A 17,533-nucleotide genomic window follows, 5' to 3' on the forward strand; every position below is an offset into this window, starting at 1 on the left:
ATGGGTGCAATGAATGAAAAATCCGGGGAAAACCTGACCATAAAGAGCGCCGCCGATCTGGCCGCGATTAAAAAAGAATACCTGGCCCGCCGCAGCCAGTACAAACGGCAGGTGCTGGTGTGCGGAGGCGCGGGCTGCATTTCCTCCCACTGCCAGGATGTGAAGGACGCCCTGTTCGAGGCGCTTAAGACCTACAAACTGGAGGACGAGGTGGAGGTGTTGGTCACCGGCTGTATGGGCACCTGCGCACTTGGCCCCGTGATCCTGGTTCAGCCGGACGGCGTGTTCTACACGAAAATGGACCCGGAAAAGGTGGAGAACGTGGTGCTGCAACACCTGGTGAACGATCAGATCTGCGAGGAGTATACATATTTTGACGACGACATGGGCATCCATGTGCCTAAAATGGAGAACATCGGTTTCTTCGAGGGCCAGATCCGCATCGCCCTGCGCAACTGCGGCCAGATGGAATTCTCCTCCCTGGAAGCCTATGTGGCCCGGGACGGTTACGCGGCCCTTGCCAAGGCCCTTCACGGCATGAGTCAGGAGGACGTGGTGACCGTTGTCAAGGACGCGGGCCTCAGGGGCCGCGGCGGCGCGGGCTTCCCCACGGGCGTGAAGTGGGAGGCGGGCATGAAGGCCGTGTCCGGGGACGGGCGCAAGTTCATGGTCTGTAACGCCGACGAGGGCGATCCGGGCGCATTTATGGACCGCAGCCTGCTGGAAGGCGATCCCCACAGCATCATCGAAGGTATGATGTTGGGCGGTTACGCCATCGGCGCTTCCAAGGGTTACGTCTACGTGCGCGCGGAGTATCCCATCGCCGTGGAACGCCTGGGAAATGCCATTGATCAGGCACGGGCCGCCGGTATTCTGGGCGAGCACATCCTGGGCAGCGATTTCAGCTTTGACTTAGAGATCCGCATCGGAGCGGGCGCGTTTGTCTGCGGTGAGGAGACTTCTCTGCTGGCCTCCATCGAGGGAAAACGCGGCGAGCCCAGGCAGAAACCGCCCTTCCCCTTCGAGAAGGGATTGTTCGAAAGCCCCACCATCATCAACAACGTGGAAACCCTGGCAAACGTGGCTCCCATCGTGTTAAACGGTTCCCAGTGGTACCGCCAGTTCGGCACGGAGAAGAGCGCGGGCACCAAAGTGTTCGCCCTGGCCGGAGACATCGTCAACGCGGGAATCATCGAGGTCCCCATGGGCACCATCCTGGGCGACATCATCTACAAGATCGGCGGCGGCATCATCGGCGGCAAGAAATTCAAGGCCATCCAGTCCGGCGGTCCCTCCGGCGGCTGCCTCACCAAGGAGCATTTAAACACCCCGGTGGACTACGAGTCCTTAGCCAAGCTGGGCGCGATCATGGGTTCCGGCGGCCTGATCGTCATGAACGAGGACACCTGCATGGTGGACACGGCCCGCTATTTCATGGACTTCATCTGTGACGAGTCCTGCGGAAAATGCCTGCCCTGCCGCAATGGCACCCGCCGCATGCTGGAAATCCTGGAGCGCATCACCGAGGGTAAGGGCGAACCCGGCGATCTGGACTTATTGGAGGAGCTGGCGGGCACCATCCAGCAGACCGCCATGTGCGGATTAGGCCAGACCGCCCCCAACCCGGTGCTTTCCACCCTGAAATATTTCCGGGACGAGTACGAGGCCCACATCTACGACAAGCACTGCAGCGCGGGCGTGTGCGCGGAGCTTCAGACCTCGCCCTGCCGCAACGCGTGTCCGGCTAATGTGTTCATCCCCGGCTACATGTCCCTGCTGGCCGCCGGGCGCATCGACGACGCCTACCGCCTGATCCGCCAGGACAATCCGTTCCCGGCAGTCTGCGGCCGCGTCTGCACCCACCCCTGCGAGTCCCACTGCCGCCGGGCTCAGGTGGACGAACCGCTGGCAATCTGTTCCCTGAAGCGCTTTATCGGCGACTACGCGCTGCGGGACGAGTACAATGTTCCGCTGGTGGAGCCCCTGGCGCCCACCGGCAAGAAGGTTTCCATAATCGGAGCGGGTCCCTCCGGCCTGACCTGCGCCTACTACCTGGCAAACCTGGGCCACGAGGTCCATGTCTACGAGTCCGAGTCCGTGGCCGGCGGCGTGCTCTACTGGGGCATCCCGGAATACCGCCTGCCAAAGAAGGTGCTGGAGAAGGAAATCCACGCCATCGAGAAAAGCGGCGTGCAGATCCATCTGAACACCCGCATCGGCACGGATTTGAGCTTTGACGAGATGAAAGCGCAGTCCGACGCTATCTATATCGCAGCCGGAACCCAGGTGTCCCGCCTGCTGGATGTACCCGGCGAGGACCTGGCCGGAGTGGAGAGCGGACTTGGCTTCTTAAAGCGCGTGGGCTTAAAGCGCGATCTGACCGTGCCGGATCAGCTGGTGGTCATCGGAGGCGGCAGCACGGCCATGGACGTGGCCAGAACCGCGGTCCGCCTGGGTGCGAGCAAAGTTACGGTGGTCTACCGCAGAGCGGAGAAGGAGATGCCCGCCGGTGCCGAGGAGATCGAGGAGGCCAGGGAAGAGGGCGTGGAGATCATCACCATGGCTTCCCCGGTGGAGATTCTGGGCGAAAACGGACAGGTGACCGGAATCCGTCTGGTCCGCCGTCAGGAAACCGATTACGGCAGAGACGGCCGCAGGCGCACCGCCCATGTGCCCGGCTCTGAGTTCAATGTGGAGTGCGACGGCGTGATCACCGCCATCAACCAGGATGTGGACCATCAGGTCTACAAGACCACCCATGTGGCCGCGGACCGCAGCGGAAAGCTGGAGATCGACCGCTTCACCCGCCAGACCGCGGAAAAGGGCGTGTTCGCAGGCGGAGACGTAAGCCCCTGGGGCGCCAATGTGGTGATCCAGGCCATCGCGGACGGCAAGCAGTCAGCCATGAAGATCGACCAGTACCTGGGCGGCAAGGGCCAGCTCAACGTGGGACAGTGGTTTGAGATTCCCCAGATCGAGCTGGAGGTAAGCGAACCCCACAACCGTTTCGCCACCAGGAACTTAAGCCCGGAGGAGCGCAAGGACAATTTCCGGGAAGTAAACTGCGGCTACCACCAGCTTGACGCCATGGGAGAATCCCTGCGCTGCCTGCACTGCGACCGGCGCTGAGAGCGCTCGCCGCGCTTTATGGCGCAGAGCGAACCGCAAGCGCACCCTTAATGAGATCAATGCCAGGAGGAAAAACAATATGTTACATTTGACAATAAATGGAAAACCGGTGGAGGTCCCGGATGGCTCCACCATCATGGAAGCGGCGGAGGCGGCCGGCGTCAAGGTGCCCAGCCTGTGCCATATGAAAAATGTCCATCAGTACGGTTCCTGCCGGATCTGCGTGGTGGAAGTGGAGGGAATGAAGAACCTGCAGGCGTCCTGTATGGTGAAGGCCCGGGAGGGGATGAAGGTGAAAACCCACTCCCCCAAGGTGCTGGCCGCCAGAAAGGTCCTCTACGAGCTGCTTTTGTCCAACCACCCCAAGGACTGTTTGAGCTGCAACCGCAACCAGAGCTGCGAACTCCAGGAGCTGGGTTATGAATTGGGCGTGACGGAGAGCCGCTTCGAGGGCGCCATGTCCAAGGCAAAGGTTGACATTTCCCCGTCCATCACCCGGGACACCAGCAAATGCATCCTGTGCCGCCGCTGCGTCACGGCCTGCGCCCAGATTCAGAAGGTGGGCGCGATCCAGGCCCAGAACCGCGGGTTCGACACCGTGATCAGCCCGGCCATGGGCCTGCCCTTAAACTCCACGGCCTGCGCCATGTGCGGCCAGTGCACCGTGGTCTGTCCCACGGGAGCGCTCCAGGAGACGGACGGTCTGACGCCGGTTTGGAAGGCCCTGGCCGACCCGGGCAAGCGGGTCATTGTCCAGGTGGCCCCCGCGGTCCGCGCCGCCCTGGGCGAGGAGTTCGGCCTGCCCTGCGGCACCCCGGTGACCGGGAAAATGGCTACGGCCCTCCATGAGATCGGCTTTGACGACGTGTTTGACACCCTGTTCTCCGCGGACTTAACCATCCTGGAGGAGGGCACGGAGCTGTTGGGCCGTCTGAACGCGGCGCTCACGGGCGGCCAGGCTGCGCTGCCCATGATCACCAGCTGCTCTCCGGGCTGGATCAAGCACATCGAGCACCAGTTCCCGGGCGAGCTGGACCACTTGTCCACCTGCAAAAGCCCCCACACCATGATGGGCGCGGTGGTCAAGACCTTCTACGCGGAAAAGACCGGGACGAAGCCGGAGGATATGTTCGTGGTGTCCGTGATGCCCTGCACGGCCAAGAAGTATGAGATTCAGAGGCCCGAGATGGAGGTGGACGGAATCCGCGACGTGGACGCGGTGCTGACCACCAGGGAGCTGGCCCGGATGATCAAGAAGTGCGGCATCGACTTTGTGAACCTGCCTGAGGGCGAGTTCGACGCCCCCCTGGGGCTGGGTACCGGCGCGGCCGACATTTTCGGCGTCACCGGCGGCGTGATGGAAGCGGCCCTGCGCACGGTCTACGAGGTGGTGACCGGATCGGAGCTGCCCTTTGAACAGCTCCACGTGACCCCTATCGTGGGATTAGAGCAGGTAAAAACCGCGTCCATCACCATTGAGAACACCCTGCCCGCCTATGAACATCTGAAGGGCGTCACGGTGAACATCGCCGTAACCAGCGGACTGGAAGGCGCTTCCATGCTGATGAAGGAAGTGGCCGAGGGCACGTCGCCCTACCATTTTATCGAAGTGATGGGCTGCCCGGGCGGCTGTATCAACGGCGGCGGCCAGCCCCGGTGCACGGAGGAGAATTACCGCGAGAAGCGGGCCAGGGCGCTTTACAGCGAGGACGAGCGCAAGGTTCTGCGCAAATCCCACGAGAACCCGGATCTGATGAAACTGTACGGGGAATGGCTGGGCGAACCCAATGGGCATCTGGCCCACCATCTGCTGCATACCCATTATGTGGGGAGAGGGAAGTATAACCAGCTGGTGGACGCGGAAAAACAGTAAAAATCTGGGTAACGGAGATTTGATCAGATGAAAAAGGCGGCGAAAACGGAGGTTAGGTCCGGGTTCGCCGCCTTTTCTTCAGGAAGTCCAAGTGCTGCCTGGCAGATGACAGATCACCCGCAGGCTGGAAATACCTTAAATTTCAATCATGTTGTGATCAATATGACATCTTTTCTTATCATGAGCCAGGCCGACACAGATTGTTTTTCCCTTCAATCCATGATAGTATTTCTGCTCCATAATCTGTCGCAGCGCCTGCTCAGCCAGGCTTTCAATATCTTCTCCCTGCTTAAATTCAACAATGATATTGGGCTTTTCCGGTATCAAAGCTCGTAGGGTAATATCACTCCACCCGTATCCGGCTTCTAGGTTACTGGTCACCTCATATTTCCCGCGCAACGTGATGCACATACCTAAAAACAGCATATGGTAGGCATTTTCCCTGGCATCCATATAACTGGTGCAGGAGATTACAATATCTTTGTACAGAGAAAAGAAGGTGTCCATATCTCCCTGAATCAGACAGGACATCATCCGGTTTAAATCCTGCCCGTCGATCCCAGCAATTTCTGTAACCAGCATCTGAAACTCCGCCATCACTTCATCATTGGGAATGCGCACCACTGCGGAATTTGAATCGAGCCGCTGGACCACCGTAATATACCCCGCATTGGCCAGCAATCCCCACAGGCTGTAATTGCTTTCCCGTTCCACAAAGGAAGTGTCCAATGTCAGCCAGACGGTGGCAGGTTTACCCGCTGCAAGCTCATCGAACCGATCCCAAAAGTTTTTGTCCGCGTGGGACAGGGCTTTGCGCACCAGAAAGTTGGACGAGGTTTTCACCCAATAATTTTCCAGGCTTCCCCGCTTCGCATAATTTAAAACGGACCAAGGATTGTACACCTCGTACCCGCCGATCAGATATCCATCATACATTTTCCTGACTTCATCGGTCAGCTCCAATCCGTATTCCCTCAGGAGTTGACTCACTTCCGAAGGAGTCATGCCAAAGTAAGGCGCGTACTCGCGGTCAATCACAGTATAAATTTGGGGATTATTAAATTGTGAAAAAATGCTCTCCTTGGCAACTCTCTGAATTCCCGTCAGGAGCGCTTGCCTGAGGTTCGAATTCCCCTTCATGGCGGAGCCGTAAAACGTGGAAAAAAACGCCCCCAGTTCGTCGTGGTAGCCATACTCATAGCTGCTCATAATGGGCTGGTCATATTCGTCAATCAGCATAATGGGCTTTTCTTTAAAACAAGCCGCCGCGATGGATGTCAGGTCAACCAGGCAGTTTGTCAGATAGATATAGGATGAACTCTTGTCCTTCAGCGTGTCCAGAATCTCATAAAAATTTTCCCGCTCAAATGAACCCTCAGGCAGCGTTTCCACGATACCGGCATACCGCAGATATTCCCGCAGCAGCTCCCGCTTTAACGTAAAAATCAGTTCCTCCACGGTTACGCCCCTGCAATTTTTAAACGTCAGATATATAACCGGCAAGGTATTCATTTGCGAGGCGCAGGGCGTATCCATGATGGCAAGCCCCTCAAACAGCGGCCGGCTGTCTGCCGTAATATCGAAAAACTCCCTCACCATTGTCAAATTAAGGGTTTTTCCGAACCGGCGCGGCCGGGCGATGAGCGCCACCTTATCACCCATTTCAATGAATTCCTGAATCATCAGCGATTTATCTACATAGTAATAGTCCAGCTCCCGCACCTCGCGGAACTCATCATTACCGATTGGCAATTTCTTTTTCAAAGCCATGTAACCGGCGCCTCCTTTCGGACAACAAATGCATTTCATGTTCATCATACCATAAAAAGTACCAGATTAACAGGCTAATTACAACGGGTCCATGGAAGCCTTACAATAACATTTTCAGACCGTGTAGCAGGTGTTTTCTTCCATGAGTAACGACAACAATCTCTTTTTATAAAGCGCATTATTGAGCTTCGTGCACACCTCCACATTGGGTGCGTGTTCCCCGAAGCCTTCCTGGATGGCCAGCTTTGAGCCGTCGTTGAAAATAACCTGTCCATAAGCCGCCTCCTCCTTCAGGCAGACATGTGCGTAGCACGCCTTTTTTTCGATTGCGATATCGTCCCACAGCGCGACAGCCATTGCCACCGCGTCCGGGAGGTCCACGAAATACTGGTTATGGGCGGCTAAATTGTATTCTGCCAGCAGGCGGTTGCATTTTACCGAAAATACAGCCTCTTCTTTCCGGCTGTTCATCAGCATTTCCATATCTTCCTTTGTCAGAACTGAATCCCCCAGGCATAAGTCAAAACCGACAATGGTAACAGGGATTCCGGCCGTAATCATGCGATGGAATGCCTCCGCGTCAACGTAAATATTAAATTCTGAGACGGGAGTACAGTTGCCTGGCCCAAAGCCGGTGGTTCCCATGCTGTAAATATGCTTTACCCGCTTCATGGCTGCAGGGTCCTTCATAATAGCCAGGGCAATGTTCGTCACAGGGCCGATGGTTACAATTTCGACTTCATCCGGGTAGGTCTTTACAATTCGGAGAATGGCATCTGCGGCATGTTCCGTCTCTGCCCTTCCCGCGGGATGGATCAGCCCTAAATCACCCATGCCGTCCTCGCCATGTACGTTTACCGCTGTAACGAGGTCGCGAAACAACGGCCTTGCAGCCCCGGCGTATAAAGGCGGCATCTGCGCTCCGGTAATCTCCATTGTCATCAGCGCGTTTTGGGTAGCCAGTTCCACCGGAACATTTCCGCCCACGGTGGTTATGGCTTCCACTGATATTTCCCTGGATTTTAACGCCATGATCAGGGCTACGGCGTCATCGCTGCCACAATCTGTGTCAATGATTAATTTTCTCATATTCAAGCTCCTTTTTTTATGATAGTATCATTATAGGTCAGGGGTAATTGAGAAATATAGGTCATATGACCATAGAGGTGACAAAAAGATGGATGTTCATGAATTGATAAAGAGTGCGCCGAAACAGGTCCTACCCTATTTTGATATCAGGACATACCCAAAGGGGAGCGGTATCCTTCAACCGGACGAACAGAATTCGTCTCTGTTTCTCTTGCTTGAAGGTACGGCGGAAGTTTATATCTATACATTAAATGGAATGTTTATTTCCTTATATCGATATGAAAAAGACGGCTGTTTCGGCGAGGTGGAGTTGTTTTGTGAAAGCCGGACCACGCTGGGGGTCTCGGCGGTTAATCCGTGCAAAGTGGTCAGAATCCCCAGAAGGGGTGTGGAAATCTGGATGAGGGAGGACCATCGGTTCAGCGAGTTTCTGCTGCGTCAGATGGCGTTAAAGATCGCGGAGAATTCAGATCATTATATTCAGAGCGCTTCCATGGACTTAAAAAGCCGTGTCCTGCACTGTCTGTACCGTCATAAACAGCTGGGGAGCCTGGGCGTTTTGACAAAAGAACAGCTTATGAATGAGGTATGCACTCCCCTTCGCAGCTTAAATCGTATCCTTGCCCAGTGCCGGGATGAGGGGCTGGTAAAGTATGAAGCGCATCGATTTTATATTCTGGACGAGGAACGGTTTGCCGCCGCTCTGGCGGAATAGGGCGGAACCGGCGATACCATCGCATAAAAACAGCGAGGACAGGGAGAAATCCCTGCCCTCGCTGTTTTATGTGCTTGCAAAAAACGGATTAATGCTGATTGATGGTCCTCTTCACGTAGGAGGTGTGAAGCAGGTGGTGCGCCTTCTCGCTTCCGGGCTCGCCCAGGTAAGTGGCGTAGAGCTCCTTGATGGCGGGGTTCTCGTGGGACTTGCGGATGGGGTTGGCCACATCCGAGTCGTACAGAACCTTGGCGCGCAGCGCGCGGATGTCCGTGGTGTTGCGCACGTAGCCGGGCTGCTGGGGCTGTCCGCCGCCGTTGACACAGCCGCCGGGACATCCCATGATCTCGATAAAGTGGTAGTCGGCCTCGCCGGATTTCACCTTCTCCAGCAGAGTCTTGGCGTTGCCAAGGCCGGAGGCAACCGCGATCTTCACGTCCATGCCAGCCACGTTGTAGGTGGCTTCTTTGATGCCTGCGGTGCCGCGGACTTCCGTGAAGTCGAGCTTGGGCAGTTCCTCGCCGGTCAGGGTCTCAACAGCGGTTCTTAAGGCCGCTTCCATAACGCCGCCCGTTGCGCCGAAGATCACGCCTGCGCCGGTGCCGATGCCAAGCGGATCGTCGAACTTCTCATCCGGCAGGGACAGGAACTTGATGCCGGCCTTCTTGATCATGCGGGCCAGCTCCCTGGTGGTGATGGAAATGTCCACGTCCGGCACGCCGTTGGCAGCCTCGTCCTCGCGGCCGATCTCGAACTTCTTGGCCGTACAGGGCATCACGCTGACGCTGACGATATCCTTGGGATCAATTCCCATCTTCTCCGCGTAGTAGGACTTGGCGATGGCGCCGAACATCTGCTGCGGGGACTTACAGGAGGACAGGTTCTCGGTCATATCCGGGAAATAGTGCTCGCAGTATTTTACCCAGCCCGGTGAGCAGGAGGTGATTAAGGGCAGCACGCCGCCGTTCTGTACGCGGTCGATAAACTCGTGGGCCTCCTCCATGATGGTGAGGTCCGCGGAGAAATCAGTGTCAAATACTTTGTCAAATCCAAGACGGCGCAGAGCTGCGGCCATCTTGCCCTCCACGTTGGTGCCGATGGGAAGGCCAAACTCCTCGCCTAAACCAGCGCGCACCGCGGGAGCGGTCTGCACGATCACGTGCTTCTTGGGATCTGCGATTGCGGCGAATACATCGCCGGTGTAGTCCTTCTCGGTCAAAGCGCCGGTGGGGCAGACCGCGATACACTGTCCGCAGGATACGCAGGAGGTCTCTCCCAGGCCCATCTCAAAGGCGGAACCGATGCTGGTCTTGAAGCCACGGTGGTTGGCTCCGATGACGCCGATGCCCTGTACGTTGTCACATACGGCCACGCAGCGGCGGCAGAGGATACACTTGCTGTTGTCGCGGATCATGTGGGCCGCGGTGGTGTCGATCTCGGACGGGGTGATCTCGCCGTCGTAGTAAGCCTCATCCTCAACGCCCAGCTCGTGAGCCAGCTCCTGCAGCTCGCAGTGTCCGCTGCGCACGCAGGATAAGCAGGAACGGTTGTGGTTGGATAACAGAAGCTGTAAGGTCTTCTTTCTGGAATCCAGAACCTTGGGTGTATTGGTGAATACTTCCATGCCTTCCTCAACCGGATATACGCAGGAAGTTACCAGTTTGCCATTTTTTAACTCTACAATACAGATACGGCAGGCGCCGATCTCGTTGATCTCCTTTAAGAAACACAGAGTAGGGATCTCGATATGCGCCAGTCTTGCTGCCTCCAGGATTGTGGAACCCTTGGGAGCGGCGACTTCAATGCCGTTGATTTTAAGATTAATTGTCTCCATCGTCTATTCCCTCCCGTATTATTTCTTGTAGATTGCGCCGAACTTACATTTCTCCATACAAGCGCCGCACTTGATACACTTGTTGAGATCAATCACGTGCGGATTCTTCACGCTGCCGACAATCGCGCCTGCCGGGCAGGTACGCGCGCACAGGGTACATCCACGGCACTTGTCGCGGTCGATGACATAAGACAGAAGCGCCTTACATACGCCTGCCGGACAGCGTTTTTCCTTGATATGTGCCTCATACTCGTCGCGGAAGAAATGAAGGGTGGACAGTACGGGGTTGGGTGCGGTCTGGCCCAGACCACACAGGGAGTTGGCCTTTACATAGTAGCAGAGCTCTTCCAGCTTATCCAGGTCTTCCATCTGAGCTGTGCCCTTGGTAATTTTTTCCAGAATTTCCAGCATACGCTTGGTGCCGATGCGGCAGGCGGTACATTTGCCGCAGGACTCCTCCACGGTGAACTCCAGGAAGAACTTGGCGATATCCACCATACAGTCGTCCTCGTCCATTACGATCAGACCGCCGGAACCCATCATGGAGCCGATGGCCAACAGGTTGTCGTAATCGATGGGGATGTCGAAGTGCTCAGCCGGGATACATCCGCCGGAAGGTCCGCCGGTCTGGGCCGCCTTGAACTTCTTGCCGCCGGGGATGCCGCCGCCGATCTCGTCCACAACCGTGCGCAGGGTGGTGCCCATGGGAACCTCCACCAGGCCGGTGTTGTTGATCTTGCCGCCCAGAGCGAACACCTTGGTGCCCTTGGACTTCTCGGTACCCATGGAGGCGAACCACTCGGGGCCGTTTAAGATGATCTGCGGGATGTTGGCGTAGGTCTCAACGTTGTTTAAGATACTGGGCTTTCCGAACAGGCCCTTCTGAGCCGGGAACGGAGGTCTGGGTCTGGGCTCGCCGCGCTTGCCCTCGATGGAGGTCATCAGAGCGGTCTCCTCGCCGCAGACGAATGCGCCTGCGCCCAGGCGGATATCCACGTCAAAGTCAAATCCGGTTCCGAAAATGTTTTTGCCAAGCAGTTCCATCTCACGGGCCTGGTTGATGGCGATGGTCAGACGGTCCACAGCGATGGGGTACTCCGCACGCACGTAGACGTAGCCCTGGTTGGAGCCGATTGCGTAGCCTGCGATGGCCATGGCTTCCAGCAGCGCGTGGGGGTCGCCCTCCAGCACGGAACGGTCCATGAACGCGCCGGGGTCGCCCTCGTCGGCGTTACAGCAGACGTACTTCTGATCCGCGTCGTTCTGTTTGCACAGCTTCCACTTTAAGCCGGTGGGGAAGCCAGCGCCGCCGCGTCCGCGAAGGCCTGCGTCCAGCAGAGTCTGAATGACCTGGTCGGGGGTCATCTCGGTCAGAACCTTACCCAGGGCCTGGTAGCCGCCGGTGCCTATGTACTCCTCGATGTCCTCGGGGTTGATCACGCCGCAGTTGCGCAGGGCGATGCGGTGCTGCTTCTTGTAGAAATCCGTGTCGGCCAGGGCCTTGATGCTGCCGGTGGGGCTTACGGTCTCCTGGTACAGCAGGCGGGTCACAACGCGGCCCTTTAACAGGTGCTCGGACACGATCTCCGGGATATCTCCGGGCTGAACCATGGAATAGAAGGTGGCGTCCGGGTAAACGATCATAATGGGGCCTAAGGCGCAGAGTCCGTGGCATCCGGTCTCGACCACCGCCACTTCGTCCTCCAGTCCCTGTTTCTTGATTTCATAATTTAATGCTTCCATGATCTGCGGGCTTCCGGAGGAAGTACATCCGGTACCACCGCAGACTAACACGTGTGAACGATACATGGTGCTTCCCTCCTTTTATTTAAGTCCCGCGGCGCTCATGGTGTATTTCTCCACCACATGGCCGCCGATCAGGTGGCGCTCAACAATTTCCACGGCTTTGTCGGCGTTCATTTTAACGTAGGTAACTTTGTCTTTCCCGGGCTCCATGACCTCAACGATGGGCTCGTACTGGCATAAGCCGATACATCCAGTCTGGGTAACGGAAATCTTGTCGGTCAGGCCTCTGGTCTGAACCTCCTGTGCCAGTGTATTCAGAACCGGCCTTGCGCCTGCCGCGATGCCGCAGGTAGCCATACCCACCACCACGCGGATGTGGTTGTGGTCCTCGGCGCGCAGGTTAACCTGGCTCTGCATTTTCTCTCTGATTGCCTGTAATTCAGCAAGAGTTTTCATGTCTGATTATCCTCCTTTGGGAATGGGCGCTCAAATAACCGCGCCATGGTCTGTTTCCTGTTTGTTCTCCGTCAGATATTCCAAAATGTAACCGGCGACCTCAGGCGTGTTTAAGGGGATTCCGCCCAGGATCTCCCGCATCTCGCGGGTGTCCAGCGTAAATTCCGCGCCATCGTAGCGGTATATGTAGATAAAGTCCGTGTCCGGATGATATACGATCAGATTGTGGATGGTGCTCGTGATATCTCCCAAAGGCATGCGGTCAATGTGGGACAGCCCGAAGACAGCTGTCACAGTAGTTCCCACTCCGGGTTCCGATTCAATATGGAAGTGTCCGCCGGTGCTCTCCGCGGCGAGCTTGAAAAACGGTACCCCGAGACCGACCTTGCGGGTGGTGCGGGTGGTGAAGAACGGGTCGATTACCCTTTGGACCTGCTCTTCGGTCATTCCGCAGCCGTCGTCCTTAATGACAACGGTCAGCGTATCATCCGGGTGGCTGACATTTACCTCGATGGTGACGAGGGAAGCGCCCGCCCGCGTGGAGTTTTCCGCCACGTCCAGTACATTTAACGAAATTTCTGTCATCATAGGCTTAGTTGTACTTGGCTAAAATGCCGGGGACATCGTCCACGGTCAGCCGGCCGTACACTTCGCCGTTGATCATCATAACGGGTGCCAGTCCGCAGGCGCCGACGCATCGACAGGAATCCAGGGAGAATTTGCCATCTGCCGTGCACTCACCATTGGTGATGCCCAGCAATTCTTCCAGTTTGCTGAAGATATCTCCGGAGCCTTTTACGTAACAGGCCGTACCGAGACAGACGGATATCTTGTATTTGCCCTTGGGCTGTAAAGCGAACTGGGCATAAAATGTGGATACTCCGTAGACTTTTTCCAGCGGAATACCCATTTCGTCGGATATCATGGTCTGTACTTCGATGGGAAGATAACCATAAATGTCCTGGGCCTTCTGCATAACCGGCATCAGGGAACCAGGCTGATCTTTGAGCTCGGCGATCACAGCTTTCAGCTGCGCTTCCTGCTCAGGTGTTCCTGCAAAAGGAACGGTTTGTTTTTTGCAAGCCATCTTTAATTAAACCTCCTCACTAGTTGTACATTGTGCAATGTACCAGTATTTTAGCATAAAATGAAAAAAAAATCCACCGTTACTGTGAAAAATCTAACGATAATTATGGGGAAAAAGGCCGGGAAACCTGTTGAAATTCGATAGAATGGATGGTAGACTATATTGTATTAAATCCAATACATGGAAAGACCGCGTGAGACGGACACTACGTTCGTGAGAGACGGACTTCCGGAGGGAATATCTGGAATAAAATCCGGTATTTTCATGCCGGAAGCGGCAAGATTGTTAAACCATTGAACTATCTTCACGCCCCGGGAAAAACTGGCGGGCGGAATATAGAGGAAAGTCCAGACTATTAAGAGGGAGAGGAACGTATGACAGTCAGAGAGGTAAGGGACATTTTAGGCGCAAGGGTATTGGTGGGGGAGGATCATCTGGACCGGGAGGTCCGGTCGGCCTGCGGCTCGGATATGATGAGCGACGTGCTGGCGTTTTCCAAGGATCACTCCATCCTTCTGACGGGCCTGTGCAACGCGCAGGTGATCCGCACGGCGGAGATGCTGGACATTGTCTGCCTGATCTTTGTCCGCGGCAAGAAGCCGGACGAGGCCATGCTGGAGATGGCCGAGGAGCGGGGGCTCATCGTGATGGCCACCGGCCACCGCATGTTTTCCGCCTGCGGCATGCTCTACTCGGCGGGGCTCCACTCCGGGGCGATCTGATATTCCGGGATTCGCCTGAGGCGGGCCGCCGTTTCGGGTGACAGAACGACGATTGATGAATGAAGGGAACAATTATGGATGACGCGATCATTTTAACCTATCACATTTCACCGGACGATTTTACCAGAGCCGGCGAGGCCAGCAGCGACGTGAAGCGCAAGCTCAAACAGATGGGCGTGAGCCCGGACGCGATTCGCAAGGTGGCCATCGCCATGTACGAGGGCGAGATCAACATGGTGATTCACGCCAAAGGCGGGGAGATCACGGTGGAGATCACCACGGAGCAGATCCGCATGGTGCTGGCGGACGTTGGCCCCGGTATCCCGGACGTGGAGCTGGCCATGCAGGCCGGGTATTCCACCGCGCCGGACGAGATCCGGTCCCTGGGATTTGGCGCGGGCATGGGTCTGCCCAACATGAAAAAGTATTCCGATCAGATGGAGATCGACACCCGTCTGGGGGAAGGCACCACCATCACAATGACAGTAAAGATTTGAGGCGATTAAATGGATAAGTTTTATCATTCCGTAAGGCTGGATGAGGCCCTGTGCAAGGGCTGCATCAACTGCATCAAGCGGTGTCCCACCGAGGCCATCAGGGTGAGGGGTGGTAAGGCCAGCATCAACAATAAATTCTGCATCGACTGCGGCGAGTGTATCCGGGTCTGTCCCCATCACGCCAAGCACGCCACCTACGACAAGCTGGACGTAATGCGCCAGTACGAGTACACGGTGGCCCTGCCCGCCCCCTCGCTCTACAGCCAGTTCAACAATCTGGACGACGTAAATATTGTGCTGAACGCACTGATCCGTATGGGATTCGACGACGTGTTCGAGGTTGGAGCTGCTGCGGAGCTGGTCAGCGAGGCTACCAGACAATACATATCCGAGCACGAGGGGCAGATTCCACTGATCAGCACGGCCTGCCCGTCGGTGGTGCGCCTGATCCGGGTCCGTTTTCCCAACCTGATCCCCCACCTGCTGCCCTTAAACCCGCCGGTAGAGGTTGCGGCGGTCCTTGCGGCCCGCCGGGCCATGGAGCAGACCGGGCTTCCAAGGGAAAAGATCGGCATCATGTTCATTTCCCCCTGTCCCTCCAAGGTGACCTACGCCAAGGCCCCACTGGGCACGGAGAAGAGCGAGGTGGACAAGGTGCTGGCCATCAAGGACGTATACCCCAAGCTTCTGGCCTGCATGAAGGCGGTGGGCTCCCAGGAGGACTACCCCCAGATCGGCACCGCGGGCAAGATCGGCATCAGCTGGGGCCACAGCGGCGGCGAGGCCAGCGGGCTGTTCACGGAAAGTTACCTGGCGGCGGACGGCATCGAGAACGTGATCCGGGTGCTGGAGGACATGGAGGACCAGAAGTTCACCAACCTGCGGTTCGTGGAGCTCAACGCCTGCAACGGCGGCTGCGTGGGCGGCGTGCTGACGGTGGAGAACCCCTACGTGGCGGAGGTGAAGCTGAAACGGCTGCGCAAGTACATGCCCGTGGCCAGAAGCCACATGGACGACAACCCGGAGGATATGATCCGCTGGACCACCGGGGTCCAGTACGAGCCGGTGTTCAGCCTGGGCGGCAATCTGATGGAGAGCTTTTCACGGCTGAACCAGGTGGAGCGGCTGGTGAAGAAGTTCCCGGGTTTAGACTGCGGTTCCTGCGGCGCGCCCACCTGCAAGGCCCTGGCCGAGGATATTGTGCGGGGAAATGCCAGCGAGCGGGACTGCGTGTATTATCTGCGGGAAAATCTGCACAAGCTGTCCGGGGAGATTTCCGGGCTGGCCGACGATTTGGAGGAGAACAAGGGCGGCAAGGAGACGCTGAACCTGATCAAGGAATATCTGCAGCGGATTTCCGACGAGATGTCCCTGCTGGACAAGAAAGAGGATGAGAAGGATGACCGTACAGGATTTGGTGAATAGGGAGCTGTTTCGGGTGGTGAACCTGGGCGACGAGCCGGAGCGGGAGATTACGAAGCCCTTCTGCTGCGATCTGCTCAGCATCGCCATGGGCAAGGCGCCGGCGGGCTGCGCCTGGGTGACGGTGATGGGGAATATGAACACGCTGGCCGTGGCGACGCTGACGGAAGCGGCCTGCGTGATTCTGGCCGAGGGCGCGGCCCTGGACGAGGTGGCGGCGAAGAAGGCCGTGGAGCAGGGGATCACCGTGCTGGCCACGGAGCTGCCCATCTTTGAGGCGGCGCTGGCGGTTCATGGGCTGCTGGGATGATGAATCTGACCTACGACCTGCACATCCACTCCTGCCTGTCCCCCTGCGGGGACGACGACATGACGCCCGCCAATATCGCCGGTATGGCGGCGCTTAAGGGGCTGGACGTGGTGGCGCTCACCGACCACAACTCCTGCCGCAACTGCCCGGCCTTTCTGGCCGCGGCTGAGGAATACGGCGTGCTGGCGGTGCCGGGCATGGAGATCAACACCTCGGAGGAGGTCCACGCGGTCTGCCTGTTCCCGACGCTGGAGGCGGCTTTGGAGTTTGACCGGTATGTGTATGATCGGCTGATCAAGTTTCCAAACAAAGAGGAAATATTTGGAAAACAGGAACTATACGACCTGGCGGATCAGGTCTGCGGCACGGAGCCCAACCTGCTGATCAACGCCACGGAGATATCCTTCGACGGGGTGTGGGAGCTGGTGCGGGGCTACGACGGGGTCATGTTCCCGGCCCACATCGACAAGACGGCCAACAGCCTGATCGCCAACCTGGGCTTTATCCCGCCGGACAGCCGGTTTACCACGGCGGAGGTGAAGGATTTGAAGAAGCTCCACGGGCTGAAGCGGGACAATCCGTACCTGGAGAGCTGCCGGATCATCAGCAACTCCGACGCCCATTATCTGGAGCACATCAACGAGCCGGAGCTGACGATTCAGGTGGAGGAGCGGTCCCCGGCCGGGGTGGTGGCCGCGCTGTTGGAGAGGCCGGTATTTTTATGATTCTAAAAAGTTGCATCGGAAATTATGAAATTTTTGGCAACAAAAACGTCATATTTTTAAGGTTCGTTTAAGAGAAGCTTAATTGTGGACAGGAGGTCTTGACTTTTGGGTCATGGCCTCCTATTTTAGTATGTATCGCCGGACGCGGCGTGAATTAT

The 17,533-nt window shown here is 56.9% G+C and carries 15 protein-coding genes and 1 pseudogene; 9 read left to right on the forward strand and 7 right to left on the reverse strand.

Features of this window, described 5'->3' with window-relative positions; genetic code table 11:
• On the forward strand, nt 1-3,129 hold the full coding sequence (locus ACK2JC_RS20080) for an NADH-ubiquinone oxidoreductase-F iron-sulfur binding region domain-containing protein (protein ID WP_331681320.1): 3,129 nt from the start codon (nt 1-3) through the stop codon (nt 3,127-3,129).
• A 79-nt stretch (nt 3,130-3,208) separates the two neighbouring features.
• Nucleotides 3,209-5,002 carry an NADH-dependent [FeFe] hydrogenase, group A6 gene (locus ACK2JC_RS20085; RefSeq protein WP_276850269.1) on the forward strand — a complete coding sequence of 598 codons (1,794 nt, stop codon included), beginning with the start codon at nt 3,209-3,211 and terminating at the stop codon, nt 5,000-5,002.
• Nucleotides 5,003-5,137: 135 nt separating this feature from the next.
• Here ACK2JC_RS20085 and ACK2JC_RS20090 read toward each other — a convergent pair whose 3' ends face one another.
• A complete protein-coding gene (locus ACK2JC_RS20090; RefSeq protein WP_320938431.1) occupies nt 5,138-6,772 on the reverse strand; it encodes an AAA family ATPase in 1,635 nt (544 codons plus the stop codon).
• A 114-nt stretch (nt 6,773-6,886) separates the two neighbouring features.
• Nucleotides 6,887-7,861, reverse strand: a complete 975-nt coding sequence (locus ACK2JC_RS20095; RefSeq protein ID WP_320938430.1) for a nucleoside hydrolase — start codon at nt 7,859-7,861, stop codon at nt 6,887-6,889.
• Between the two features lie 88 nt (nt 7,862-7,949).
• Between ACK2JC_RS20095 and ACK2JC_RS20100 the strand changes: the two are divergent.
• Both ACK2JC_RS20100 and ACK2JC_RS20105 read left to right on the forward strand, forming a co-directional pair.
• Nucleotides 7,950-8,246: pseudogene (locus ACK2JC_RS20100) on the forward strand (cyclic nucleotide-binding domain-containing protein); the annotation flags it as partial.
• A 3-nt stretch (nt 8,247-8,249) separates the two neighbouring features.
• On the forward strand, nt 8,250-8,576 hold the full coding sequence (locus ACK2JC_RS20105) for a helix-turn-helix domain-containing protein (protein WP_320938429.1): 327 nt from the start codon (nt 8,250-8,252) through the stop codon (nt 8,574-8,576).
• A gap of 88 nt (nt 8,577-8,664) precedes the next feature.
• On the opposite strand, the gene ACK2JC_RS20110 is transcribed toward ACK2JC_RS20105, so the two are convergent.
• Genes ACK2JC_RS20110 through ACK2JC_RS20130 form a run of 5 tightly spaced genes read right to left on the reverse strand, consistent with a single transcriptional unit; the run spans nt 8,665 to nt 13,699 of the window.
• Nucleotides 8,665-10,410, reverse strand: a complete 1,746-nt coding sequence (locus ACK2JC_RS20110; RefSeq protein ID WP_092364426.1) for an NADH-dependent [FeFe] hydrogenase, group A6 — start codon at nt 10,408-10,410, stop codon at nt 8,665-8,667.
• Nucleotides 10,411-10,428: 18 nt separating this feature from the next.
• On the reverse strand, nt 10,429-12,219 hold the full coding sequence (gene nuoF, locus ACK2JC_RS20115) for an NADH-quinone oxidoreductase subunit NuoF (protein ID WP_107435341.1): 1,791 nt from the start codon (nt 12,217-12,219) through the stop codon (nt 10,429-10,431).
• A gap of 15 nt (nt 12,220-12,234) precedes the next feature.
• Nucleotides 12,235-12,612, reverse strand: a complete 378-nt coding sequence (locus ACK2JC_RS20120) for a (2Fe-2S) ferredoxin domain-containing protein (RefSeq protein WP_007715771.1) — start codon at nt 12,610-12,612, stop codon at nt 12,235-12,237.
• Between the two features lie 30 nt (nt 12,613-12,642).
• Nucleotides 12,643-13,200, reverse strand: a complete 558-nt coding sequence (locus tag ACK2JC_RS20125; RefSeq protein ID WP_107435342.1) for a sensor histidine kinase — start codon at nt 13,198-13,200, stop codon at nt 12,643-12,645.
• 4 nt (nt 13,201-13,204) lie between these two features.
• Entirely contained in the window at nt 13,205-13,699 is a 495-nt protein-coding gene (locus ACK2JC_RS20130) for a complex I 24 kDa subunit family protein (protein ID WP_092364434.1), read from the reverse strand.
• A 374-nt stretch (nt 13,700-14,073) separates the two neighbouring features.
• Here ACK2JC_RS20130 and ACK2JC_RS20135 point away from each other — a divergent pair, with 374 nt between their 5' ends.
• The 5 genes from ACK2JC_RS20135 to ACK2JC_RS20155 all read left to right on the forward strand — a co-directional run bounded on the left by ACK2JC_RS20135 (nt 14,074) and on the right by ACK2JC_RS20155 (nt 17,375).
• Nucleotides 14,074-14,421, forward strand: a complete 348-nt coding sequence (locus tag ACK2JC_RS20135) for a DRTGG domain-containing protein (protein ID WP_320938590.1) — start codon at nt 14,074-14,076, stop codon at nt 14,419-14,421.
• 74 nt (nt 14,422-14,495) lie between these two features.
• Nucleotides 14,496-14,918, forward strand: a complete 423-nt coding sequence (locus tag ACK2JC_RS20140; RefSeq protein ID WP_024735862.1) for an ATP-binding protein — start codon at nt 14,496-14,498, stop codon at nt 14,916-14,918.
• A gap of 9 nt (nt 14,919-14,927) precedes the next feature.
• Nucleotides 14,928-16,343, forward strand: coding sequence for a [Fe-Fe] hydrogenase large subunit C-terminal domain-containing protein (locus ACK2JC_RS20145; protein ID WP_320938589.1), 1,416 nt, complete (start codon nt 14,928-14,930; stop codon nt 16,341-16,343).
• Nucleotides 16,318-16,650 carry a hypothetical protein gene (locus ACK2JC_RS20150; RefSeq protein ID WP_092364443.1) on the forward strand — a complete coding sequence of 111 codons (333 nt, stop codon included), beginning with the start codon at nt 16,318-16,320 and terminating at the stop codon, nt 16,648-16,650. Before ACK2JC_RS20145 ends, ACK2JC_RS20150 begins: the two co-directional genes overlap by 26 nt.
• Nucleotides 16,647-17,375: a PHP domain-containing protein gene (locus tag ACK2JC_RS20155; RefSeq protein ID WP_320938588.1), complete on the forward strand. Its 729-nt coding sequence runs from the start codon at nt 16,647-16,649 to the stop codon at nt 17,373-17,375. The genes ACK2JC_RS20150 and ACK2JC_RS20155 overlap by 4 nt, the downstream gene beginning before the upstream one ends.
• The last annotated feature ends 158 nt before the right edge of the window (nt 17,376-17,533 follow it).

It is taken from the genome of Enterocloster lavalensis, from assembly GCF_046603895.1.
GTDB classification, from domain to species: Bacteria; Bacillota; Clostridia; order Lachnospirales; family Lachnospiraceae; genus Enterocloster; species Enterocloster lavalensis.